This window comes from Oceanobacillus rekensis (assembly GCF_002153375.1).
Taxonomy (GTDB): domain Bacteria; phylum Bacillota; class Bacilli; order Bacillales; family Amphibacillaceae; genus Oceanobacillus; species Oceanobacillus rekensis.
This window is the reverse complement of the sequence record NZ_MTBQ01000002.1, coordinates 528,452-550,917: the sequence shown is the minus strand read 5'-3', so window position 1 is coordinate 550,917 and position 22,466 is coordinate 528,452. Positions and strand designations below refer to the sequence as shown.

Sequence of the window (22,466 nt, the reverse complement as noted above, 5' to 3'; positions counted from 1 at the left end):
ACAAATAGTTTTCCCGGGTGCAACTTTTAATAAAATATATATATGCATCTTCTATTGTTTTGATGACACAAAATTTAGGTAACTGTCATTGTTGTAAATTCCGCGAAAAAAATAAGCCAAACAGAGTGTCTGGCTTATCTTTTACTTTTTTTCTTTTTTGATTTCGTTTTATTAGATGGGGATGGGAACTCTTTCCGATGTGGATTCGTTTTCCTGCTCTTATTCATTTTAGGAATTCCAACCAATTCAAAGTCCACCGTATGCTCATCCGTATTGACACTGACCACTTTCACTTCAACTTCTTGTCCGATTCGATACACATTGGCTGTTCGTTCACCAATCAATGCATGACTACGGTCATCGTAATGGTAATAATCGTCAGTCAAATAGCTTACATGGATTAGTCCTTCAATCGTGTTTTCCAACTCAATAAACATACCGAAGTTTGTTACAGAACTGATAACTCCAGTGAATTCTTCACCAATCTTATCCTGCATGAATTCTGCCTTTTTCAAATCATCTGTGTCCCGTTCGGCATCAACTGCTCGGCGTTCCCGTTCAGAAGTATGTCTCGCAATCTCCGGGAGTTTATTTTTCCAATTATTTGTTGTCTTATTGTCTAATTGATTATTTATTAAATACGTTCGAATGAGACGGTGGACAATTAAATCAGGATACCTTCTAATCGGTGATGTGAAATGGGTATAAAATTCTGTTGCTAAGCCGAAGTGACCAACACTTTGCGGGTCATACTTTGCTTGTTTCATCGACCGCAGCATTAGTTTGGAAACAACCAATTCCTCTGGTTCACCCTGAATGGATTCCAACACTTTTTGAAGGGCCTGTGGATGAATCTCATTTGCCGTACCTTTTACAGATAACCCAAGACTCCCTAGAAAATCAAAGAACTTCTCCAATTTCCCTTCATCCGGATCTTCGTGAATACGATGTATAAACGGAACATCCATCCAGTGAAAATGCTCTGCCACTGTTTCATTCGCTGCAAGCATGAATTCTTCAATCAGACGTTCACCAACTCCTCGTTCACGAACAACGACATCTGTTGGTTTACCTGTATCATCAACTAGCACTTTCGCTTCTTTAAAATCAAAATCAATTGCCCCACGTCCAAAACGCTTTTGACGGAGAATTTCAGCAAGCTTTTCCATATCCTCAAACATCGGAACAAGGGATTCAAATTTCGACCGTACCTCTTCATCTTTATCAACTAAAATTTTATTAACATCACTGTAGGTCATTCGTTCTGTTGTTTTAATAACACTTTGGAAAATTTCATGATTGACTACTTGCCCTGCATTATTAACCTCCATTTCACAGCCAAGCGTCAGCCTGTCCACTTGTGGATTCAATGAACAAATACCATTAGATAATCGATGTGGAATCATTGGAATTACCCTATCAACGAGATATACACTTGTCCCACGCTCAAATGCTTCTGTATCGATTGATGTTTCTTCTTCCACATAGTACGTAACATCGGCAATATAAACGCCGAGCTTATAATTCCCATTATCGAGCTTTTTGACTGATACGGCATCATCGAGGTCTTTGGCATCTGCTCCATCAATTGTAACGATTATCTCATCACGTAAGTCACGGCGACCAACAAGCTCTTCCTCTTTAATCGTCTCTGGAACATTTGATGCTTGTTCAAGTACTTCATCTGGAAAATCAATAGTGATTCCATGTTTATAAATAATGGATAGAATATCAATTCCAGGATCATTTTTATGCCCAAGGATATGGATGATCTCACCCTCAGCACTTTTTCTGCCTTCCGGATATTTTGTAATCCTCGCGATTACCTTATGCCCGCTGACAGCACCATGTGTGCCACCTTTCGGAATAAAAATATCGTTTGGAATCCGTTTATCATCTGCAATGACAAAACCAAAAGCACGGTTATCTTCATATGTTCCAACAACCTGTATAACCGCTCTTTCTAATATGCGAATGACTTTTCCTTCCGGCCGATTACCATCCACTTCTGTTTTTTCCAGACGAACAAGGACCTTATCATTATTCATAGCTGAACCGAGATCATTCGCATGAATATAAACGTCCCTCGCTTCCTCATCCTCTCGAATTAAAAAAGCGAAACCCTTTGCATGCATCTGGACTTTTCCCTTAACAAGGTTCATCTTGTCCGGTAAGCCAAAACGGTTTTTACGTGTCCGCACTAGTTCACCATTATCTTCAAGTTCATTTAACGCTTTAATTACTTCTTTAAATTCAAGTGCATCACTAATTCCAAGTTCTTTCTCAATTTCATCGACTGCTAATGGTTTCGTTCCACTTTCTTTAAAATAATTAAGTATTTTTTCTTTCAACTCGTCACCTTCTTTCTTATTATTGTTTGCATTTTTTCGTAAATATAATCATATCTTCCAATCAAGTTTTTCTAAAAACTGAAAGATGTCTTCATGTAGCAGTTCTTTCTCTTTATCCATCGTAATGACATGACTCGATTCTTCATACCATTTTATGTCTTTTACGTCAGATTCAACATTTTCATAGATATATGCTGCACTTTCTGTATTAATCATCTGATCCTTTCTGGCCTGTACAACAAATACAGGTGTATAGATTGTATCCACGTTATTTTTAACTTCTTGAATAGTCTTACCCAATGCTTCAAATAATTTCTGGGAATTACCGACTAATGATGCTACTTCTTCCTTAATAGTTTCTTCGTCTTTTTGTTCCAGCTGCTTGTATTCCTTAGAAAACTGCTTAAATCCTGTGGAAAGTTGTGTGTTATTATCGAAAAACATTGGTGCACACATTGGTATCATCGCTTTAATTTTTTCTGAGTACGCTAGTTTCAATCCAAGGACACCACCAAGTGAAAGTCCTGCAACGGCTATTTCCTCATAGCCAAGATTTTTCAAATGCTGGAAAGCGTTCTTAACATCTTCCCACCACTCGGCGGGATTTGATGTGATCAACTCTTCTGGTGGGACACCATGGCCGCGATAGATCGGTGCATGGGTTGTATAACCTTTTTTCTCCAAAAATCGGCCAAGCATTCTCACATCTGCAGAATGGCCAGTAAAACCATGCAATAGTAATACTGCACGTGGTCCTGCTTCAAATGTAAAGGGTTGGGGTTGTTTTATTTTCATTCTAACTGCATCTCCTTACAAAATCCTACTCTTACTCTACCCTATATGGATAACTATACAACATATAATATTAAAAATCCCTTATCACGAAATCATGATAAGGGATTAGTTTCTATTGTAATACGTAAGCACTTAGAAAAGCTAATAAGAAAAATAAAATTCCTGTAATAATTGTACCGCGATGTAAAATCAAATCGGCTCCACGTGCTTTTTGTTTTCCAAATAATTGCTCAGCACCACCGGAGACTGCTCCAGATAGGCCCGCGCTTTTTCCTGACTGCAATAGTACGAATGCTATCATTATAATTGCATCAACGACTAATAATACATTAACTAAACCTGCCATGTTTTAAAAAACACCTCCTGTATCCGACAAATACCTACTCATTACTTTATCATAATAGTCAATAGACTTGCAAGATAAACTTGTCATTTATAGCTTAAGATTGCACACCTCAATGAATGATTTTATTATTGAATGAAGAAGAGTCCTTAATATAGGAGTGATCATGATGGAAAGTTCTTTTTGGTTAACGATGGAAGATGGCACAGAAGTATATTGTAAGAAATGGTATGTCGATGGAAATAAACCAAAAGCAATCATTCAACTCGCACATGGTATGGCAGAGCATATTAACCGTTATAAAGAATTTGCAAATTTTTTATTGAAGAAGGGGTTTTTTGTCATTGGGAATGATCATCGTGGTCATGGGAAAACGGCTGAAAAATCAGGAGTGCAAGGTTACTTTTCCGACAAAGACGGTTTTACGAAGACAACAAATGACCTGTACGAAATTACAATGAACGTAAAGGAATTTTATCCCGATACGCCAATATTTTTACTTGGGCATAGTATGGGATCGTTTCTAGTAAGGAATTATTTACAAGAATATAGCGCAGAAATTCATGGTGTAATATTGTCAGGAACAGGCTATTATTCGAAAACCATCTCTATTGCGGGCAAAAGCCTTGCCTACTTCTTATCTCCTAAAAAAGAATCTAACTTGTTGAATCAATTAGCCTTCAGCAGCAATAATAAAAAAATAAGCGACCAGAAAAATGGCTATGAATGGCTGACAAGAGAAGAAACTGTCGTGAAAAAATATAGGGACGACCCCTTATGTGGGTTCATTCCAACAGGAAGGTTTTTCTTCGATTTACTAAGTGGTATTATTTCGATGCAAAATAAGAAAAGAAATAAGATGATTCAAAAAGATCTACCATTACTCATAATCAGTGGCGATGCAGATCCAATTGGGGACTATGGAAAGGGAATTTGGAAAACCGCTGATATTTACCAAAAAGCTGGCCTACAGGATATCTCTATTATGCTATTTACAGATGGAAGACATGAATTATTAAATGAGACTAACCGGGAAGAAGTTTACGATGCATTATACAGGTGGACCAAGCAGCAACTTACATAGTTGCTTTGCTTGCATGTACCATGATAACTGTTTAAAATAAAATTGTACTATCATATAGTAAAGGATGTTGAAATCGCCACCAAATGATAAGCTTCGAATCGAATCGATTCGCCCGCTTGCTTCTAATTTGGTACTTATTTAAACTTATACTATTAGAGCTTTCTATAAGAAAGGATGCAACAAAAGATGGAAAAAATTGAAGGTATTGCCGCATCAACCGGCATTGCTATTGCAAAAGTTTATGAATTAAAAGCCCCGGATTTAACATTTGAACATGTATCTATAGATAATCCAGATAACGAAATTAAAAGGCTTGACCAAGCTTTAGAAGTTTCCAAACAAGAACTGGAAAAAATTAAAGAACATACAAAGAAGGAACTCGGCGATGAACATGCCGAAATTTTTTCTGCCCATTTATTAGTTTTAAGTGATCCTGAACTAATTAAACCAATGCAAGATAAAATTAATACAGAGAAAGTAAATGCAGAAGCTGCATTAGACGAAGTTGCGAATACGTTTATTGATATGTTCAAAAATATGGATAACGAATACATGCGTGAACGTGCTGCAGATATTCAGGATGTTACAAAGCGTGTAATGGCCCATTTACTCGGTGCGAATTTTCCTGATCCAGCATTAATTGATGAACAAGTGATCGTAATTGCAAACGATCTAACACCTTCAGATACAGCACAATTAAATCGCGAATTTGTGAAAGGTTTTGCCACAGATATCGGTGGACGTACATCACATTCTGCAATTATGGCGAGATCCCTTGAAATTCCAGCAATAGTAGGAACGAAAAACATCACTACTTCTGTTTCCCAGGGTGATATTGTTATCGTCGACGGCATGGAAGGTATTGTTATTATCAATCCATCCGATGAAGAATTGGATTCCTATCGTAAAAAACAGGAATCCTTTGCAGATCAACAAGTCGAGTGGGCAAAATTAAAAGATGAACCAACATTTACAAGTGATGGAGAGCAAGTGGAATTGGCTGCCAATATTGGGACACCAGCAGATATCGAAGGAGTCCTAAATAATGGCGGTGAAGCTGTTGGATTATACCGAACTGAATTTTTATATATGGGTAAATCGGAGCTTCCTTCTGAAGAAGAACAATATGAAGCATATAAATCCGTTTTGGAGCAAATGGATGATAAGCCTGTTGTCGTAAGGACATTGGATATCGGTGGAGATAAAGAACTCAGCTATTTGGACTTGCCTAAAGAGCTTAACCCTTTCTTAGGCCATCGTGCCATCCGCTTCTGTTTGGATAATGAACATGTTTTCCGACCACAATTACGCGCATTATTGCGTGCAAGTACACATGGTAACCTGAAAATTATGTTCCCGATGATTGCAACACTGGAGGAATTTCGTCAGGCGAAAGCCATTTTATTGGATGAAAAAGAAGCATTACTTGCGGATAACGTTAAAGTATCCGATGATATCGAAATAGGTATAATGGTTGAAATTCCATCTACCGCAATTATTGCTAAACAGTTTGCCAAAGAAGTAGATTTCTTTAGTATTGGTACAAATGACTTAATCCAATACACCATGGCAGCTGACCGGATGAATGAACAAGTTTCTTATTTATATCAGCCATACAATCCGGCGATATTAAACCTGATTAACACGGTTATCGAAGCGGCACATAAAGAAGGTAAATGGGTTGGTATGTGTGGAGAAATGGCAGGAGATTCCATTGCCATTCCAATTCTGCTTGGCCTCGGACTGGATGAATTCAGTATGAGCGCAACATCCATCCTCCCAGCAAGAACACAGATTCTTAGCCTTTCTAAAAAAGAAATGGCTTCCTTTAAAGAACAAATTCTTTCTATGGGAACTGCAGAAGAAGTCGTAGCATTTATCAAAGAAAAAACTGAATAGCGATTATAAAAACTGAAGCGCACAGACCATCCATGGCCTGTGCGCCTTTTTGGTGTAATCACTACCCGATTTTGTCTAACACTTTTTGTCGCTTACATTGGCATTATCATTCGCGTAACCTATTCATCAATGATTTCCATTTTATTTTCTATCGGCGTCCTTCCTTTATCACGTGATAATTTGTCCGGATATCCAATTTGTAAAACAGCTGCTACTTTGTAGTTATCACTATTTAAGCCAATTTCAGCCATAAATTCAGGATCATGCATATAGGCTGTAATCGTCCAAAGCATTCCAACACCATATTCCCATGCTGCAAGTTGTGCATTTTGGATAAATGCTGCAACAGATGCGTATTCCTCTTCATATCTTATCGGATCATTATCTTTCTCAAAATATATAAGTGCATGGTGTGGTATTGTCATTAAAAATGATGTCATTGATTCAATCATTCGTAAAGTTTTTGGATCATCATTATCTTTAATCATGCCAATACGCCGGTAGCTTGCGATAATTGCATCAATAAATGCCTTCCTCCCCTGCGACTGATATAACTTGATTTGCCATGCTTCTGTCATATAATGTGTCGGTGCATAGGAACCATATGTAAAAATCTGCTTCAAGACTTCTGGATTTACTTCTTCCCTTTTAAATGAATATGTCGACCGCCGTTCCTTTATAGCTTCTAATATATCCATGTTCACACCTCCCAAAAAAAGTAAAGAGTACTACTAGCATTATATATACAGTACTCTTTGGTTCGCAATATTAGTAAAAACGTTTTCCGGAAATATTGGTCATAAAACCCATGTAAAATTGTTGATAGTCGAGTTCAAATGCTATTCGATGCGTTTTAATCTCCTTATCAGTTTCGTTTTCTATATTCACAAAAGGTCTAATATCTGCAATGCTCTGTCCTCTCTCCGTACCTTCCGTAGCCAGTACAATGTAGACTGGCAATTCTCTATACGTAAACATGTCTTCCTTTACTGTTGCTATTAATGTTAATACATCGTGCATCGGACTGCCCTGAATATTGGGATTTCTAGTTTAATAAAAATCATAATAATAATCAATCATTGGCTTCACAATATCAACCAAACCGACTTGATCTATATAATCGACCATTTCCGGGGTTACAATGGATGCCTCCGATACAGCTGTAACATTACCTGGAACCCAAAATGCTCCGCCCATGATATAAATCTCATTTATCTTTTCCATTAGTTCCTGATAAAGCAAGAACATCGTTGCCAGTGAGGTTAATCTACCAATATTCTCCAGCAATAACCGGAATCTGCGACACATCATAATCTAGTAAATTTGCCAGATGCAATCACTATATCAGCAGCCCGTATACACGGAGACTCCAGCGGGAGGAAAGGCATCGGTGAGACCCCGCAGAGCGTTAGCTCAAGGGGGCTCACCAGCCGCCCGCGGAAATGGTGCGACCCCCAATAGTTGGAGTTTTATTAAGCGGCGATTAGATCGGTATGAATTCGGTATTGAACTGGGCTCATACCGTTTAATCTTCCTTTAATTCGTTTGTTATTGTAATAATAGATATAGTCTTCAATTTTACGTTTTAATTCTTCATAGGTACAGAGAGATTCCCCGTGATACATTTCTTGTTTCAGGATACCGAAGAAGCTTTCTACAGGTGCGTTATCTATACAATTCCCCTTACGTGACATGCTTTGGAACACTTTGTGCTGCTTGAGTTTTTTCACCCATTTATCATGTTGATAATGCCAACCTTGGTCTGAATGAATTGTTGTTCTATACGTTGCGTTTTTGACGATATCTAAGGTTTCTTCAAGTGGTTCTAATACAAAATCTAATGTCGGACTATTACTAATTCCATAGGTTAATATTTCACCGTTAAACATATCTAAAATAGGATTAAGATATAATTTCTTCCCATCTAAACATTTAAATTCGGTAATGTCTGTCGTTAATTTTTGAAGCGGTATCGATGTGTGGAAACGGCGCTTCATACGATTTTTCGCCACTTTACCCACTGGACCTTTATAAGCATTATACTTTCTTGATTTCCTACCAAATTTCTTACATTTTAAACCCAGCACCCTCATGAGACGCTGAACCCTTTTATAATTGATTGTATGGCCTTCTTGTCTTAATTGGTCTGTGATTCTACGATAACCGTAATCACCGTTATGTTCCTCAAATTTAGCTTGAATAAGCTCTTTTATTTCCGCATCGGGGTTTACATTTACTTTTAAGGCCTTCACATGATAATGATAGCTAGATTCAGGTATACCAACTATTTGTAAGACATCTTTTAATTTAAATTCTTTTTTGAGTTCGAGTGATAACGCTGCTTGTGCTTTTCTAGATAAGACTCCGGATCCTTCTGAAAAGCTCGCAACTTTTTTAGGTATGCCACCTCTAAATGTAAAAGTTAATTTTCTCTTTCTAATTTCTGAAGAGATTCTTCTTTATTAGTTAGTTTTTTCTCCGCTTCATTATTGGATTTGTTAGCCATAGAAAGCAGTCCCCTCTGTTTATCCAGGACTTCCAAATTGCCCTCAAGGAATGTTTTTCGCCATCTAGAAATTATAGATGGATTCTTTATTCCAAACTGAAGAGCTGTGTCGGACACGGAAGCACCTGTGCTTTTCATAAAGCTTAATACATCTAACTTGAATTGAACAGAGTAGACGCTTTGTTTTTGTTCCTTTTTCACTAATTTATTTGATCCATAGTACTTATAAACCCTTACCCAACCTCGCAGTGTAGTCGTTGGTACCTCGTATTTCTCCGCTAACCGTCTATAACTCAATTTCCCTTCAATATATTCTTCTGCGACCTTTACCTTAAACTCTTCACTGTACTTTGCCATAAACCTGACCCCCGTAAATTATTTTTACTCTAACTTATGGGGGTCAGGTCAAAAAGCGGAGTTGTATACGGGCTACGGTTGCCTAAGTATCTCGTTTCCATTATTAGCGATACAGATCAACAGTTACTTCGCATTTTATCTAAACTACGACATAAGGTAAGCCAAAAAACCCAATAACATGCTATACAAAAAAAGGAGGCAGATTTCTCTGCCTCCTCTTAAGTAAGATATTTATTTTTTCAGGTTATAAAATGCAGTTTCCCCTGCATACTCACCCATACCAGCAAGTTCATCTTCAATACGAAGTAACTGGTTGTATTTAGCTACACGATCCGTACGTGAAGGTGCACCTGTTTTAATTTGACCTGCATTTGTAGCTACAGCAATGTCAGCAATCGTCGCATCTTCTGTTTCACCAGAACGATGTGAGATTACGGCAGTATATCCTGCTTTTTTAGCCATTTCAATTGCTTCGAATGTTTCTGTTAATGTACCAATTTGGTTTACTTTAACAAGGATGGAATTTCCGATACCTTTTTCAATTCCTTCAGAAAGTTTCGCTGTGTTTGTAACAAATAGGTCGTCACCTACAAGTTGAACACGATCGCCGATACGATCTGTCAGCAATTTGAAGCCATCCCAGTCGTTTTCATCAAGACCATCTTCAATGGAAATGATCGGGTACTTATTGATCATCTCTTCATACCAGTCAACCATTTCTTCAGATGTACGAACTACACCTTCGCCTTTTAGGTTATATTTTCCATCCTCAAAGATTTCAGATGCTGCAACATCCATTGCAAGCTTAACTTCTTCACCTGGTTTATAACCTGCTGCTTCAATTGCTTCAACGATTGTTTGCAATGCTTCTTCGTTAGAACCAAGGTTTGGAGCGAATCCACCTTCATCACCAACAGCAGTGTTTAGCCCTTTATCGCTTAATACTTTTTTCAATGCGTGGAAAATTTCTGCACCTGTACGTAATGCTTCTTTAAATGTTGGAGCACCAACAGGCATAATCATGAATTCTTGAATATCCACGTTATTATCCGCATGCTCCCCACCGTTTACAATGTTCATCATTGGTGTTGGCAATACTTTTGCGTTGAATCCGCCAAGATAGTTATATAAAGGAACTTCAAGGTGACTTGCTGCTGCATGTGCTGCTGCCATGGAAACACCAAGGATAGCATTTGCACCAAGTTTTCCTTTGTTTTCAGTTCCGTCAAGGTCTATCATCAAAGCGTCAATAATATTCTGACGCGTTACATCTAGACCGATTAATTCAGGTCCGATAATGTCATTTACATTTTCAACTGCTTTTAAAACACCTTTTCCTAAGTAACGGTCTGAATCGCCATCACGTAATTCAACTGCTTCATATTCTCCCGTTGAAGCACCACTCGGTACTAATGCAGAACCAAATGCACCAGATTCTGTGAAAATTTCTACCTCTACTGTTGGGTTACCACGTGAATCTAAAACCTCTCTAGCGTATACGTCAGTAATGTATGGCATTAAAATCTCTCCCTTAAGTTTTAATTTTTTTAGAAACCTTTGTGTCATTAATTTCTTACCTGTAATTAATAAATCAGTTATTTAATAATCAATGATTCTCCAGTCATTTCGTCGGGCTTATCAACATTCAGTAAATCTAATAATGTTGGTGCAAGATCTGCTAATTTGCCACCTGTACGCAATGAAACATCTTCTTTAGTGACAATTACTGGAACAGGGTTCGTTGTATGTGCAGTCATTGGGGTACCTTCCTCTGTCAACACTTCATCCGAATTCCCGTGGTCAGCAGTAATAATTGCATGTCCACCAAGTTCTGTTATTTTATCTACAATTTTACCAAGACATTCATCAACTGTCTCAATTGCATCAATTGTTGGCTGTAACATACCTGAGTGACCAACCATATCTGGATTAGCAAAGTTTAGTAATATTGCATTCTGTTCGCCCTTATCAAGCTCAGCAAGAAGTGCATCAGTAACTTCATAAGCACTCATTTCCGGCTTTAAATCATAGGTGGCAACTTTTGGTGAGTCAATTAAAATTCTTGTCTCGCCAGGAAATTCCTGTTCACGGCCACCACTCATAAAGAATGTTACATGTGGGTACTTTTCTGTTTCAGCAATACGGAGCTGTTTCAGATTATTTTGTGCAAGAACTTCACCAACCGTATTGTCCAGATTAATTGGCTCGTATGCTACGTAACCATTAACCGTTTCACTGAAATTAGTAAACATAACAAAATCTAAGTCTTTTGGAACATTTTCGCCGCGATCAAAGTCACGAAAATCTGCATTTGCAAATGTACGTGAAATTTGAATTGCCCTGTCTGGACGGAAATTATAAAAGATGATTGAATCATTATCCTTTATTGTTCCAATCGGCTCATCATTACCATCAGTAATCACAGATGGTATAACAAACTCATCATAAATTCCATTTTCATAATTATCATGAATAACATCCATTGCCTGCTTATATTTCGGTCCTTTACCTTGTACCATCGCTTCGTAGGATTTTTGGACACGATCCCAACGTTTATCACGATCCATGGAATAATAACGACCAGATATAGTTGCAATCTCACCGATGCCTAGCTCTTGCATTTTTTCTTCTGTTTGTTGAATGTACTTCCCTGCTGTTTTGGGACCTACATCACGTCCATCAAGAAATGCATGTACGTAGACTTTTTTCAAATCACTATCTTTTGCCAGTTTTAGCAATGCAAATAGGTGATTGATATGACTATGGACGCCACCGTCGGATAATAATCCAAATAAATGGAGTGCTTTATCATTCGTTTTTGCATGGTGTATCGATTTCAAAAATGCTTCTACTTGATAAAAGTCACCTTCCTCAATCGACAGGTTCACACGAGTAAGGCTTTGATATACAACACGTCCTGCACCAATATTTAAATGTCCAACTTCAGAGTTGCCCATCTGCCCCTCTGGCAAGCCTACAGCATGTCCACTAGCATTAAGTTGACTGTGTGCATATTTATTCCATAGCCGATCAAAATTAGGTGTTTTTGCTTGTTTGACTGCATTTCCTTTAACTTCATCTCGAATAGCAAAACCATCCAAGATGATTAATGCAGCTAATTTATCTTGACTCATTTTGTACCGGCCTCCACAAGTTGCAGAAATGATTCTGCTTCCAGACTAGCTCCACCGACCAATGCACCATCGATATCAGATTGTGATAATAATTCTTCTACATTGGCAGGTTTAACACTACCACCATATTGAATGACAACTTTTTCTGCAATAGCATCTGATGTTACTTCTTTAATAACGTTTCTAATATGCGCACAAACGTCATTCGCATCTTCACTGGACGCAGTTTTACCTGTTCCAATTGCCCAAATTGGCTCATATGCAACAATTGTTTCAGCCACTTGCTCATCTGTTAATCCTTCAATCGCTTTTTTAACCTGTGTTTCGACATGGTTCATTGTTTCATTTGCTTCGCGTTGTTCCAAAGTTTCACCGACACAGACAATCGGGGTCAACCCATTGTTAAAGGCAGCATGTGTTTTCTTGTTAACTGTTTCATCAGTCTCTGCAAAATATTCACGACGTTCCGAGTGTCCTAAGACAACATGAGATACTCCGATGTCTTTAAGCATAACTGGACTAACTTCTCCTGTATATGCCCCATTGTCTTCAAAGTGCATGTTCTGTGCTGCTACTTTAACTTTTGAACCATTCGTTTTTTCAACTAGAGATGCAAGATATGGGAATGGTGCACAAACAATAGCTTCCACATTGTCACTATCCGGAACCTTCCCAACAACTTCATCAACAAATTGATTTGCCTCTGAAAAAACTTTATTCATCTTCCAGTTTCCAGCGATAATTTTCTTACGCATTGTCTCACCCCTCGAATTAGTTATATGATGTTCAATAGGTAAGGAAAATCCTCCCTTTTGAACAATAAATCATAAAATTTATTTATCATCTAAAGCTGCTACACCTGGCAATACTTTACCTTCCATAAACTCAAGGGAAGCTCCACCACCTGTTGATACATGATCCATTTCAGATGCAAGGTCGAATTTCTCCACTGCTGCAGCTGAATCACCACCACCAATGATGGAATAACCTTCCGTTTCGGCTAAACTTTCAGCAACTGCTTTTGTACCACCAGCAAATGGGTTCAATTCAAATACACCCATTGGCCCATTCCAAATAATCAGTTTGGATTCTGCAACAATCTGACTATAGGCTTCCCTAGTTTTCGGACCGATATCCAATGCTTCCCAGTCTGCAGGAATTTGATCAATGTCTACAATTTTAGTGTTTGCTGTTTCAGAAAAATCATCAGCAACAACTACGTCAACCGGTAGAACAAAGTTTACGCCTTTATCCTTCGCTTTTTCTATGAATTGATTAGCAAGATCAATTTTATCTTCTTCAAGTAATGACTTACCGACTTCATGGCCTTGTGCTTTAACAAATGTATAAGCAAGTCCACCACCGATAATCAAGTTATCTACTTTTTCCAATAAATTATCAATCACATTAATTTTATCTTTTACCTTTGCGCCACCGATAATTGCTGTAAACGGACGTTTAGGATCATTTAATGCGTTTCCAAGGGCAGCTATTTCCTTTTCCATCAAATAACCAGCTGCTGCAGGTAGTTTTTCAGCAATACCTGTTGTGGAAGCATGTGCCCGGTGTGCTGCGCCAAAGGCATCATTTACATACAAATCTGCCATCTCAGCAAAGGCCTGAACCAATTCAGGATCATTTTTCTCTTCACCAGATTCAAAGCGGACATTCTCAATTAATAAAATATCGCCTTCATTCAGTTGACCAATTGCCTGATTAACTTCTTCGCCGTATACCGTATCTGTTTTCACAACATCTTTCCCTATTAAATTGCTAAGATGCTTTGCTACAGGGTCTAAACGTAATTCTTCGACTGCCTGTCCTTTTGGTCGTCCAAGATGACTTGCCAAAATAACGATAGCACCTTGTTCTGTTAAATAGTTGATTGTTGGCAATGCTGCTTTAATTCGAGTATCATCCGTGATCTCTCCATCTTTCAATGGGACGTTAAAATCGACACGGCAAAATACCTTTTTTCCTTTTAAATCAAGGTCTTGAAGTGTTTTTTTGTTCATGTTTAAACCCTCCTAATTTTGGACTATGTAACATGTTAACTATAATAGGTTTCCCCTGAAAACTTCATTCGTAATCATTATATACCATGAGTTGTTTAATCGCTTGTAATTGTATCGGAAATATGAAAAAACGGAGGAGGAATGGAATCCTCCTCCGCAACTACATTTATATTCAGCTAGCGCCCATAGTCGCCTTCGCTTTTGTTGATTAAAGTCCTTGTTTTTTCAAGAATGCTGCTAAATCTACACAACGTGCAGAGTAGCCCATTTCGTTGTCATACCAAGAAACAACTTTAACTAGATTGTCTTCCATAACCATTGTAGATAAACCATCAATTACAGATGAATGTGGATTTCCAATAATATCAGTAGAAACAAGTGGGTCTTCACTGTATTCTAACACGCCTTTTAATGGGCCTGCTGCTGCTTCTCTTAATGCATTATTAATATCTTCAGCAGTAACATTTTTATCAAGTTCAGCTACTAAATCAACTAATGAACCATCTGGAGTTGGTACACGTACAGCCATACCATTCAATTTACCATTGATTTCAGGTAAAACTAAGCCAACTGCTTTTGCAGCTCCAGTAGTTGTAGGGATAATGTTTTCTGCTGCAGCACGTGCACGACGATAGTCTTTGTGCGGTAAATCAAGAATTTGTTGATCATTTGTATAGGAATGGATTGTAGTCATCAATCCACGTTTAATTCCAAAGTTATCATGAAGTACTTTTGCAAATGGAGCTAAACAGTTTGTTGTACAAGATGCATTGGAAATAATATTGTGTTTAGAAGCATCGTATTTATCATCATTAACACCCATAACTATTGTTAAATCTTCACCATTTGCAGGTGCAGAGATAATTACTTTCTTAGCTCCAGCATCGATGTGTTTCTGAGCATCTTCACCTTTTGTAAAACGTCCAGTTGATTCGATTACTACTTCTACACCTAAATCGCCCCAACCAAGGTTTGCAGGGTCACGTTCAGACAATACTTTAATTTCTTGTCCTCCAACAACGATGTTTGAACCGTTAACTGAAATTTCTTGTTCTAATTTGCCATGTACGGAATCATATTTCAATAAATGTGCAAGCATATTAGCGTCTGTTAAATCATTTACTGCAACAATTTCAACCTCATCATTTGATAAAGCCTGACGGAATACATTACGTCCTATTCTACCAAATCCATTAATACCAACTTTAACTGCCATTTGCTATTCCTCCTATAAAACTTTTTTAATAAAAATATATTTAAAGAGGGTTACCTCTCAAAATCTGTTCTGCTGCACCCTGATCTGTTATAAGTAGGTTGCTTTTACCTTGTTTAAAATAAGAAGCAATTGCTTTCCCTTTGGATTTTCCACCAGCAACCGTTATAACTTGTTCGACGGCTTCCAAATCTTCCAGTTGAATACCGACTGTTTTGACCTTATGGACCATGTTCCCAGATTGGTCAAAGTAATAACCGAATGCTTCACTAGCAGCATGCTTTTCTTTCAACAGGGATACTACCTGTTCGGGGGTTCTTCGTCGTTCCGCCATTTTCAGTGCGTCGCCGACACCATGTATAACAATATTTGAGCTTTTAATCTTTTCTAATATGTCATTGATGGCTGGCTCAGTGATGATTGTCTCATAGGTAGAATCACTGATTGGATCAGGTACATATAACATTCGATAATCGCCATGGGCCCTTCTGGACATTTCAGCTACAATACCGGACGCCTGATTTTCCACCTTTTCTCCAATTCCACCACGAGCGGGAACGAATAAAAGATTACTTTCCTTACCTAAAGGTGTCATCGCATTTGCAACAGCAGCCATAGTACTTCCACCTGTAACGGCAATTGTATTTTCCTTTTTTAAAATGGTTTTGAGATAGTTGACACATGCTTTTCCCAATTCTTGTTTGACCCATGTGTTCTCATCACTATCACCAGGAACAATAACAACCTTCCCTACATGTAATGTTTCCTTAATTTTTTTTTCTAAAACATGTAACCCTGATAATTCACCAATGAATTGCGCAAGTTGTTCCAGAATTAATTTACCCTCATTTGTAATAAACATTCCTTTAGTTGTAATCTCGATTAGTCCTTGTGCATAGAGAAAATCAATTTCCCCTCTGACATGTCTTTCTGTCATTTTGGTGTGCTCCGCCAAGCCTCTTCTACCAATTGGCTCGAGCTGCCGAACACTTTGCAGTAAGGAATATCGCTGTTTGATTACTTCAAGTAATTCAGGAACAAGCTTTTTTTGTAATTCGATTAAGGGTTTCATCTAAATGCCTCTTTCTTTTCACCGGGTATAATTATGTCCCACTAGGTTATATTATGTCCCGATTACAAATTCATTATATCATACTCGAAAAGTTATACAAATAATAACTATCTATTTCTTAAGCAGATTTCAAAAAATTGTATTGATTTACTCGTTGCCCCAAAAACAAATGTGACTGGACACTAATTGACCCACCGAATAGATTTGTTACTACTTTTGCACAAAATCTATAAAGTGCGAACTAAGATAAGCAACTTCGGCGACCGCTCTGGGAAATATACTTCGCGCATCCTAAGGCGGCTGGTGAGCCCCTTCATGCTGTCGCATTTCAGGGTCTCACCTATGCCTCTCTTCCCGTAGGAGTCTCCGTATATTTCCCAGAGCTGGTAAGAAAGTTGCTAACAATTACCTGCACTAGCTAAATAGCTAAAATAGTATCCTATAGCCTCACCAGTCCGGGTGAGCGGAGGGCGGTGACTCCTCGAAAATACAAACCAATTTTCTTCGTGCGATGTATCGCTGCCGAAGCCTTCCTTGTCCTGCGGGAACAGCACGTGTCCGAAGACCAGAAGAGTGGTTTTCTCTTCGGGGCTGAGGCCGTGCCCTAAGGTCCGCATCCGCCCGGAGCGATCCCGGATAAAAGAACAATTCTTTGGAAAACAGCCAACGGTTACTTCGCACTTTATCTCAACTCTGAAATACTTAAAAAGCAGGATTTATATATAAATTATTCCTCCCAAAGTTATAACTAAACATCGAACAATAATGATAAATGCCAGGGTGAACTTCCTCAAAATAAAAAGAGGTAACCGAGTTATGCATCTGGTTCCTCTTTTTGGCTGTTTTTTAACAGCGATTCTATGGAATTATAATTTATTTCTTCAACATTTAATTGTTTTCCTTCTATTTCAATGACAGGTATTTCAAGTTGATATTGCTCAAGCCATAAATCATTCGAATATATATCCCTTTTCTCCAACTCATAAGGATACTCATTTTCAAAAAGTGAAAGTAATGCTTCTGCATCATCACATAATGAACATAACTCTTTCGTGTAAAATATCACTCGAAGCATTTTATTCCTCCTGTTTTCTTTTCATCGATGATGGGATATTCAATTGCCCACGGTATTTCATGATTGTACGTCTAGCTACATCAATTGTAAAATCGTCCCTTAGCTTACTTCTTATCGCTTCATCTGATAACGGTTTTTTTCTATCTTCATATGTAATCATGTCATGTATAAGTTGTTTTATTACGTATGTTGCCGTTTGGTTCCCATTCTTTTTTCTTATGCCATTTTGCAAAAAGAACTTAAGTGGTAAAACACCGCGTGTCGTTTGAATGTATTTTTGACTGATTGCCCTGCTGATTGTGGATATATGAAGATTTAACTCCTCTGCAATTTCCTTTAATCCAAGTGGCTGTATCATATGTACCCCATGTTCAAAAAAGGGCAACTGTTTTTCCATAATGATTCGTACCACTCGTTCCAATGTGTTTCCACGGTATATAATTGCCTGTTTTAATGAATCTATTTCTTTATATTTTCCCTTTAAATAATCGGTTGCTTCATTTGTAGGGTCATTTAAATTCTCATACAGTGGGTTAAGCGTAATTTTCGGTGCTGCCCATTTAAAGAAGGATATTTTCCATTCACCTGCTTCTTTATAAATAGAAGCTTCCGGAATAATATATTCAGGCTCTGTTGTTGAAAGTATTCGTCCCGGCTTTGGATGACACCGTTTGATGTTCTGAAGAGTTCGTTTGGCTTCATCTAATGAGATAGAATATAACTGACTGATAACATCAACATTTGAATCAGCAATAAGTTCCAAATGCTCGTTCAATAAATCTTCTACATAATCATGATAACCATCTGATTGCTTCAGTTGCAGTAAAATACATTCTTGGAGATCTCTTGCGCCAATCCCAACTGGATCCAGTGACTGTATATGATTCAAAGCCTCTGTTACCAAGTTTATAGTTGTTTTACAAGCAATAGCCCAATCTTCCAATTCAATATCCAAGTAGCCATCCTCATTTAACGAATCAATTCCAAATTCGATAATCTTTTTTAATTCATCATCAATGGGGAGCATATACAGTTGCCCTTTCAATTGGTCATACATTGTCATCACACGTTGATTGATTTCGCCAATAGATGGTGCCTCTGTATATGTTGGTCTGAACTGTTCCCAATCCATATCTGAATCTATTTCCTCAATTAATGGATTTTCGTTAGCAACCTCTTTTAAATAATCCATTAACTCACCACTCGTAAGTTGCAAGATGTTAATGGATTGTATTAGTGACTGATTCATTTTCCATTGTAATGACTGTTTTAAGACGAGCTTTTGATTCACAACTATCACTCCTTAAATCATATCATTCTCTTCTGTTTTGTCATTGTCATTTATATGGATAACTGAAAAAACGGACGACCAACAAAAGGTCAGTCCGCTTTTTTATTCTCTATTTATTTCCCTCTATATCCTGTATTTGCTCTAACTCTAACTTCTGCATACTTTGCAAAATCAGCTTCTTTAGAAAGTATCGTTCCAAGATAACCACCAAGAAAGCCCAATGGTACAGAAATAATCGCAGGGTTAGTCAATGGAAAAAGAGGTTCCCCTACAAATATTGCAGCGCCTTCTGTTGGTGAAATGACATTCGGACTAATGGCGACTAAAATAAGTGCAGACAATAAACCGAATAACATACCTGTTACTGCTCCTGTTGTATTAAAACGTTTCCAATAAATCGTGTAAAGAATAACTGGAAGGTTTGCACTTGCTGCCACACAAAATGCCAAAGAGACGAGAAAGGCGACATTCAATGTTTGTGCAAAAAGAGCCAATAAGATGGAAAAAACTGACACACCTACTGATGCATAGCGTGCTGCCAACATTTGCTGTTGATCGGTCGCTTTTCCTTTTTTTATAATTTGTCCATATATATCATGTGCAAATGCAGAGGCACCAGATAATACCAAACCTGCAACAACTGCCAAAATCGTTGCAAATGCTACCGCAGATACAAAGGACATTAGAAGATCGCCACCAAGGACTTCTGCCAATAATGGTGCTGCCATATTCCCGGCTGGGTTTGCTGCTAAAATATTACTCTCCCCTACAAAGGCAGCTGCACCAAAACCTAGGAAAATCGTCAACACATAGAAAATTCCAACAATCCATGTCGCTGTAACAACCGAGGTTCTTGCTGTTTTTGCATCTTTAACAGTGAAAAACCTCATCAGAATATGTGGCAGACCTGCTGTACCAAGAACAAGTGCAAGCATTAAAGAAAGTGTATCTAACGGAAATGTATATCGAAGTCCAGGATTAAGATAATCTGCGCCATGACTTGTCACATTTTTCACTTCACTGAACATCTGTAAAATGTTAAAATCAAATCGGGCAAAAACAAGAAATGCAATAATGACTGTTCCAATCATTAGAAGAACCGCTTTAATAATTTGCACCCAGCTGGTGGCAGTCATCCCACCAAATAACACGTAGATCGTCATCATTACACCAACAATTAGTACAGCAATCCAGTAGTCAATACCAAATAATAATTGAATAAGTGCTCCCGCTCCAACAAGCTGTGCAATCATATAAAAGATAACGATCGTAATGGTACTAAAAGCTGCTACGCCTCTAACTTTCTTCGCTTCAAAACGAGCATTAATCATATCTGCAAGCGTATATTTCCCGAGATTTCTTAACGGCTCCGCTACTAAGAACATCACAACTAAGTATGCAATCAGAAAGCCAATACTATAAAAGAAACCATCGAAACCATATAATGCAATCGCACCAGCAATACCGAGAAATGATGCTGCAGATAAGTAATCACCTGCAATTGCCAGGCCATTTTGCCAGCCTGTTAATCCCCCTCCAGCAGTGTAGAAGTCTCCAGTTGTTTGGGTTCTCTTAGCAGCAAAATACGTGATAACAAGTGTTGTCAATACAATAATAAGAAATAAAGTTATAACCGTTGCATTCATTTAGCTTCTCTCTCCTTTTCAAGCATATCATCCATTAATTGTTTAGATTGTCTATCAAAGGAAGCTGATTTCTTTACATATACCGTACAAAGAACCCAAGTCATGATAAATTGTGCGAAGGCGTAAATCCATGCCCAGGAAATATCACCAATTGCAGGAGTACGGAGTATTGTCGTATACGATGTTAAGATGGGAAGCAAAAAGTAAAAAAGCAGGAAAAATATCGTAAGAGGAAAAATGAATCTTTTTCTTTCCTGAATTAACTTTTTAAACGGACCGCTCTCAGCTACCTTTACAAAGTCTGTTTCTATGCTACGTTTGGCGTCAAAATTGTAATCGCTTTCAGTACCCATTTGCAAGCTCCTTTCTTTAATTAAAGCTAGACCTTTCTTAAGCCCAAACTTTTTAATAACGTAATCTTATCTTAAACAAAGATATAATTCAATTAATAATTAAAATATTTTAAAAAGTTAATAATCATCATATTAGGAACTGAATCATGAAAAGATATAATATACTATATGCAAGAATTATAAAAAGTTAGGAGTGTATACTGTATGATTGTTGTCTATACGGACGGGGCATCCAAGGGTAATCCTGGCTTAAGTGGGGCCGGAATTTACATAAAGACTGACGGAAAAAGCTATGAATACTCATTTCCCTTGGGCATGTTGTCCAATCATGAAGCAGAATTTCATGCAATTATAAACGCACTGGAAATATGTAAAGAATCGTTTCCAAAAGAAATATTATCTTTTCGGTCCGATTCAAAAGTTGTTGTGGATGTCATAGAAAATGATTTTACAAAAAATGAAGTTTTCCTTCCCCTACTTGAAAAAATAAGAAAGAAATCAGAGGGTTTCCCTTACTTCTTTATTAAGTGGATCCCAGAAAAGCAAAATTATCATGCAGATCTCTTGGCAAAAAAAGCAATTCAACTAAATTAAACAGAAAAGTGAATCAAATATCCTCGTGCAAAATAGGTTGATTTAGCTTATACTAGTTTTACAGATAAGATTACTAGGAGGATCCACATGAACGATGTCTCACTTCGGGAGCAAAGCATTGTGCTGATTGGTTTTATGGGAGTTGGTAAAACTACAATCGGCAGAGCAGTTGCAAAAAAATTGTACAGAGATTTTGTTGATATAGATGAGGAAATTGAGAAAAAATTCAATATGCCACCATCAGAAATTTTCAAAGAATATGGTGAAAGGACATTCCGCGAAACGGAAAAAGAAATGATTATCCATTCATGTAAACAAAAGCTGAAAATCATCTCTGTTGGCGGTGGAGCCTTTTTACAGGATGAGATTAGGGAAGCATGTTTATCAGATTGTATCATCTTCTTCCTCGATTTATCCTGGGACTCATGGAAAGAACGAATTAGTTTGCTGATAGATAGCAGACCTGTCCTACAAGGGAAAAATATCGATCAAATCGAAAAACTATTTTATGACAGACAACCAATCTATGAAGAGCATCATTCGAGAGTAATTACGGACAATCTTGTAGTGGATGAAGTTGCCGATTATATTGTTGATTCATTGAAAACGGCATGGGATATTTACGAACCGAATGGAAAGTAAAAAGACAAGGGTCTTATGGACTCCCTTGTCTTTTTTTTATTAGAACTAGCCTCAATGTCTATGATACCTTTTGATATATAATGTTACTAAAACATA

The 22,466-nt window shown here is 37.7% G+C and carries 22 protein-coding genes; 4 read left to right on the top strand and 18 right to left on the bottom strand.

Translation table 11 applies throughout. The features are described from left to right. Nucleotides 1-134 precede the first annotated feature (134 nt). The 3 genes from rnr to secG all read right to left on the bottom strand — a co-directional run bounded on the left by rnr (nt 135) and on the right by secG (nt 3,492). Nucleotides 135-2,351: a ribonuclease R gene (gene rnr / locus BV906_RS06555; RefSeq protein WP_087972627.1), complete on the bottom strand. Its 2,217-nt coding sequence runs from the start codon at nt 2,349-2,351 to the stop codon at nt 135-137. A gap of 48 nt (nt 2,352-2,399) precedes the next feature. Continuing rightward, on the bottom strand, nt 2,400-3,146 hold the full coding sequence (locus tag BV906_RS06550) for an alpha/beta hydrolase (RefSeq protein WP_087972626.1): 747 nt from the start codon (nt 3,144-3,146) through the stop codon (nt 2,400-2,402). Nucleotides 3,147-3,258: 112 nt separating this feature from the next. Further along, entirely contained in the window at nt 3,259-3,492 is a 234-nt protein-coding gene (secG, locus tag BV906_RS06545) for a preprotein translocase subunit SecG (protein WP_087972625.1), read from the bottom strand. 166 nt (nt 3,493-3,658) lie between these two features. Between secG and BV906_RS06540 the strand changes: the two genes are divergently transcribed. Together BV906_RS06540 and ptsP are read left to right on the top strand one after the other, a co-directional pair. Further along, the gene (locus tag BV906_RS06540) at nt 3,659-4,573 is read left to right on the top strand and encodes an alpha/beta hydrolase (RefSeq protein ID WP_087972624.1); all 915 of its coding nucleotides are present in this window, start codon (nt 3,659-3,661) and stop codon (nt 4,571-4,573) included. Between the two features lie 186 nt (nt 4,574-4,759). Continuing rightward, nucleotides 4,760-6,472: a phosphoenolpyruvate--protein phosphotransferase gene (gene ptsP / locus BV906_RS06535; protein ID WP_087972623.1), complete on the top strand. Its 1,713-nt coding sequence runs from the start codon at nt 4,760-4,762 to the stop codon at nt 6,470-6,472. A gap of 119 nt (nt 6,473-6,591) precedes the next feature. On the opposite strand, the gene BV906_RS06530 is transcribed toward ptsP, so the two are convergent. From BV906_RS06530 to BV906_RS06465, 15 genes are all read right to left on the bottom strand, one after another. Beyond that, nucleotides 6,592-7,170: a nitroreductase family protein gene (locus tag BV906_RS06530; protein WP_087972622.1), complete on the bottom strand. Its 579-nt coding sequence runs from the start codon at nt 7,168-7,170 to the stop codon at nt 6,592-6,594. 70 nt (nt 7,171-7,240) lie between these two features. Beyond that, nucleotides 7,241-7,492 (bottom strand): hypothetical protein, encoded by a 252-nt coding sequence (locus BV906_RS19790; RefSeq protein WP_245843949.1) that lies wholly within the window; start codon nt 7,490-7,492, stop codon nt 7,241-7,243. A 30-nt stretch (nt 7,493-7,522) separates the two neighbouring features. Then, nucleotides 7,523-7,783: a nucleoside hydrolase gene (locus BV906_RS19785; RefSeq protein ID WP_245843947.1), complete on the bottom strand. Its 261-nt coding sequence runs from the start codon at nt 7,781-7,783 to the stop codon at nt 7,523-7,525. Nucleotides 7,784-7,944: 161 nt separating this feature from the next. Next, nucleotides 7,945-8,874, bottom strand: a complete 930-nt coding sequence (locus tag BV906_RS06520) for an IS3 family transposase (protein ID WP_245843992.1) — start codon at nt 8,872-8,874, stop codon at nt 7,945-7,947. 20 nt (nt 8,875-8,894) lie between these two features. After that, nucleotides 8,895-9,335 carry a transposase gene (locus tag BV906_RS06515; RefSeq protein ID WP_140321967.1) on the bottom strand — a complete coding sequence of 147 codons (441 nt, stop codon included), beginning with the start codon at nt 9,333-9,335 and terminating at the stop codon, nt 8,895-8,897. Nucleotides 9,336-9,566: 231 nt separating this feature from the next. Continuing rightward, on the bottom strand, nt 9,567-10,853 hold the full coding sequence (gene eno, locus BV906_RS06510; RefSeq protein ID WP_087972620.1) for a phosphopyruvate hydratase: 1,287 nt from the start codon (nt 10,851-10,853) through the stop codon (nt 9,567-9,569). A gap of 77 nt (nt 10,854-10,930) precedes the next feature. Next, complete coding sequence (gene gpmI, locus BV906_RS06505; protein WP_087972619.1) at nt 10,931-12,469, bottom strand: 2,3-bisphosphoglycerate-independent phosphoglycerate mutase; 1,539 nt, start codon at nt 12,467-12,469, stop codon at nt 10,931-10,933. Then, entirely contained in the window at nt 12,466-13,224 is a 759-nt protein-coding gene (tpiA, locus tag BV906_RS06500) for a triose-phosphate isomerase (protein WP_087972618.1), read from the bottom strand. Before tpiA ends, gpmI begins: the two co-directional genes overlap by 4 nt. Before the next feature lie 78 nt (nt 13,225-13,302). After that, nucleotides 13,303-14,484: a phosphoglycerate kinase gene (locus tag BV906_RS06495; RefSeq protein WP_087972617.1), complete on the bottom strand. Its 1,182-nt coding sequence runs from the start codon at nt 14,482-14,484 to the stop codon at nt 13,303-13,305. 208 nt (nt 14,485-14,692) lie between these two features. Beyond that, on the bottom strand, nt 14,693-15,700 hold the full coding sequence (gene gap / locus BV906_RS06490; protein ID WP_087972616.1) for a type I glyceraldehyde-3-phosphate dehydrogenase: 1,008 nt from the start codon (nt 15,698-15,700) through the stop codon (nt 14,693-14,695). Nucleotides 15,701-15,740: 40 nt separating this feature from the next. Continuing rightward, complete coding sequence (locus BV906_RS06485) at nt 15,741-16,769, bottom strand: sugar-binding transcriptional regulator (RefSeq protein ID WP_087972615.1); 1,029 nt, start codon at nt 16,767-16,769, stop codon at nt 15,741-15,743. 814 nt (nt 16,770-17,583) lie between these two features. Further along, on the bottom strand, nt 17,584-17,844 hold the full coding sequence (locus tag BV906_RS06480) for a glutaredoxin family protein (RefSeq protein ID WP_087972614.1): 261 nt from the start codon (nt 17,842-17,844) through the stop codon (nt 17,584-17,586). 1 nt (nt 17,845) lies between these two features. Further along, the gene (gene rpoN, locus BV906_RS06475; protein ID WP_087972613.1) at nt 17,846-19,135 is read right to left on the bottom strand and encodes an RNA polymerase factor sigma-54; all 1,290 of its coding nucleotides are present in this window, start codon (nt 19,133-19,135) and stop codon (nt 17,846-17,848) included. A gap of 113 nt (nt 19,136-19,248) precedes the next feature. After that, complete coding sequence (locus BV906_RS06470; RefSeq protein ID WP_087972612.1) at nt 19,249-20,781, bottom strand: solute symporter family protein; 1,533 nt, start codon at nt 20,779-20,781, stop codon at nt 19,249-19,251. Beyond that, nucleotides 20,778-21,134, bottom strand: coding sequence for a DUF485 domain-containing protein (locus tag BV906_RS06465; RefSeq protein WP_087972611.1), 357 nt, complete (start codon nt 21,132-21,134; stop codon nt 20,778-20,780). The genes BV906_RS06470 and BV906_RS06465 overlap by 4 nt, the downstream gene beginning before the upstream one ends. Before the next feature lie 204 nt (nt 21,135-21,338). Between BV906_RS06465 and BV906_RS06460 the strand changes: the two genes are divergently transcribed. Together BV906_RS06460 and BV906_RS06455 are read left to right on the top strand one after the other, a co-directional pair. Beyond that, nucleotides 21,339-21,728: a ribonuclease HI family protein gene (locus BV906_RS06460; RefSeq protein WP_087972610.1), complete on the top strand. Its 390-nt coding sequence runs from the start codon at nt 21,339-21,341 to the stop codon at nt 21,726-21,728. A gap of 87 nt (nt 21,729-21,815) precedes the next feature. Then, nucleotides 21,816-22,370, top strand: coding sequence for a shikimate kinase (locus BV906_RS06455; protein ID WP_176330281.1), 555 nt, complete (start codon nt 21,816-21,818; stop codon nt 22,368-22,370). Nucleotides 22,371-22,466: the final 96 nt, after the last annotated feature.

What these genes read in the sequence shown, in the direction of transcription:
- BV906_RS06550 (WP_087972626.1), bottom strand. Translation starts at nt 3,146, where the DNA reads ATGAAAATAAAACAACCCCAACCCTTTACATTTGAAGCAGGACCACGT.
- secG (WP_087972625.1), bottom strand. Translation starts at nt 3,492, where the DNA reads ATGGCAGGTTTAGTTAATGTATTATTAGTCGTTGATGCAATTATAATG.
- BV906_RS06540 (WP_087972624.1), top strand. Translation starts at nt 3,659, where the DNA reads ATGGAAAGTTCTTTTTGGTTAACGATGGAAGATGGCACAGAAGTATAT.
- ptsP (WP_087972623.1), top strand. Translation starts at nt 4,760, where the DNA reads ATGGAAAAAATTGAAGGTATTGCCGCATCAACCGGCATTGCTATTGCA.
- BV906_RS06530 (WP_087972622.1), bottom strand. Translation starts at nt 7,170, where the DNA reads ATGGATATATTAGAAGCTATAAAGGAACGGCGGTCGACATATTCATTT.
- BV906_RS19790 (WP_245843949.1), bottom strand. Translation starts at nt 7,492, where the DNA reads ATGCACGATGTATTAACATTAATAGCAACAGTAAAGGAAGACATGTTT.
- BV906_RS19785 (WP_245843947.1), bottom strand. Translation starts at nt 7,783, where the DNA reads ATGATGTGTCGCAGATTCCGGTTATTGCTGGAGAATATTGGTAGATTA.
- BV906_RS06515 (WP_140321967.1), bottom strand. Translation starts at nt 9,335, where the DNA reads ATGGCAAAGTACAGTGAAGAGTTTAAGGTAAAGGTCGCAGAAGAATAT.
- eno (WP_087972620.1), bottom strand. Translation starts at nt 10,853, where the DNA reads ATGCCATACATTACTGACGTATACGCTAGAGAGGTTTTAGATTCACGT.
- gpmI (WP_087972619.1), bottom strand. Translation starts at nt 12,469, where the DNA reads ATGAGTCAAGATAAATTAGCTGCATTAATCATCTTGGATGGTTTTGCT.
- tpiA (WP_087972618.1), bottom strand. Translation starts at nt 13,224, where the DNA reads ATGCGTAAGAAAATTATCGCTGGAAACTGGAAGATGAATAAAGTTTTT.
- BV906_RS06495 (WP_087972617.1), bottom strand. Translation starts at nt 14,484, where the DNA reads ATGAACAAAAAAACACTTCAAGACCTTGATTTAAAAGGAAAAAAGGTA.
- gap (WP_087972616.1), bottom strand. Translation starts at nt 15,700, where the DNA reads ATGGCAGTTAAAGTTGGTATTAATGGATTTGGTAGAATAGGACGTAAT.
- BV906_RS06485 (WP_087972615.1), bottom strand. Translation starts at nt 16,769, where the DNA reads ATGAAACCCTTAATCGAATTACAAAAAAAGCTTGTTCCTGAATTACTT.
- BV906_RS06480 (WP_087972614.1), bottom strand. Translation starts at nt 17,844, where the DNA reads ATGCTTCGAGTGATATTTTACACGAAAGAGTTATGTTCATTATGTGAT.
- BV906_RS06470 (WP_087972612.1), bottom strand. Translation starts at nt 20,781, where the DNA reads ATGAATGCAACGGTTATAACTTTATTTCTTATTATTGTATTGACAACA.
- BV906_RS06465 (WP_087972611.1), bottom strand. Translation starts at nt 21,134, where the DNA reads ATGGGTACTGAAAGCGATTACAATTTTGACGCCAAACGTAGCATAGAA.
- BV906_RS06460 (WP_087972610.1), top strand. Translation starts at nt 21,339, where the DNA reads ATGATTGTTGTCTATACGGACGGGGCATCCAAGGGTAATCCTGGCTTA.
- BV906_RS06455 (WP_176330281.1), top strand. Translation starts at nt 21,816, where the DNA reads ATGAACGATGTCTCACTTCGGGAGCAAAGCATTGTGCTGATTGGTTTT.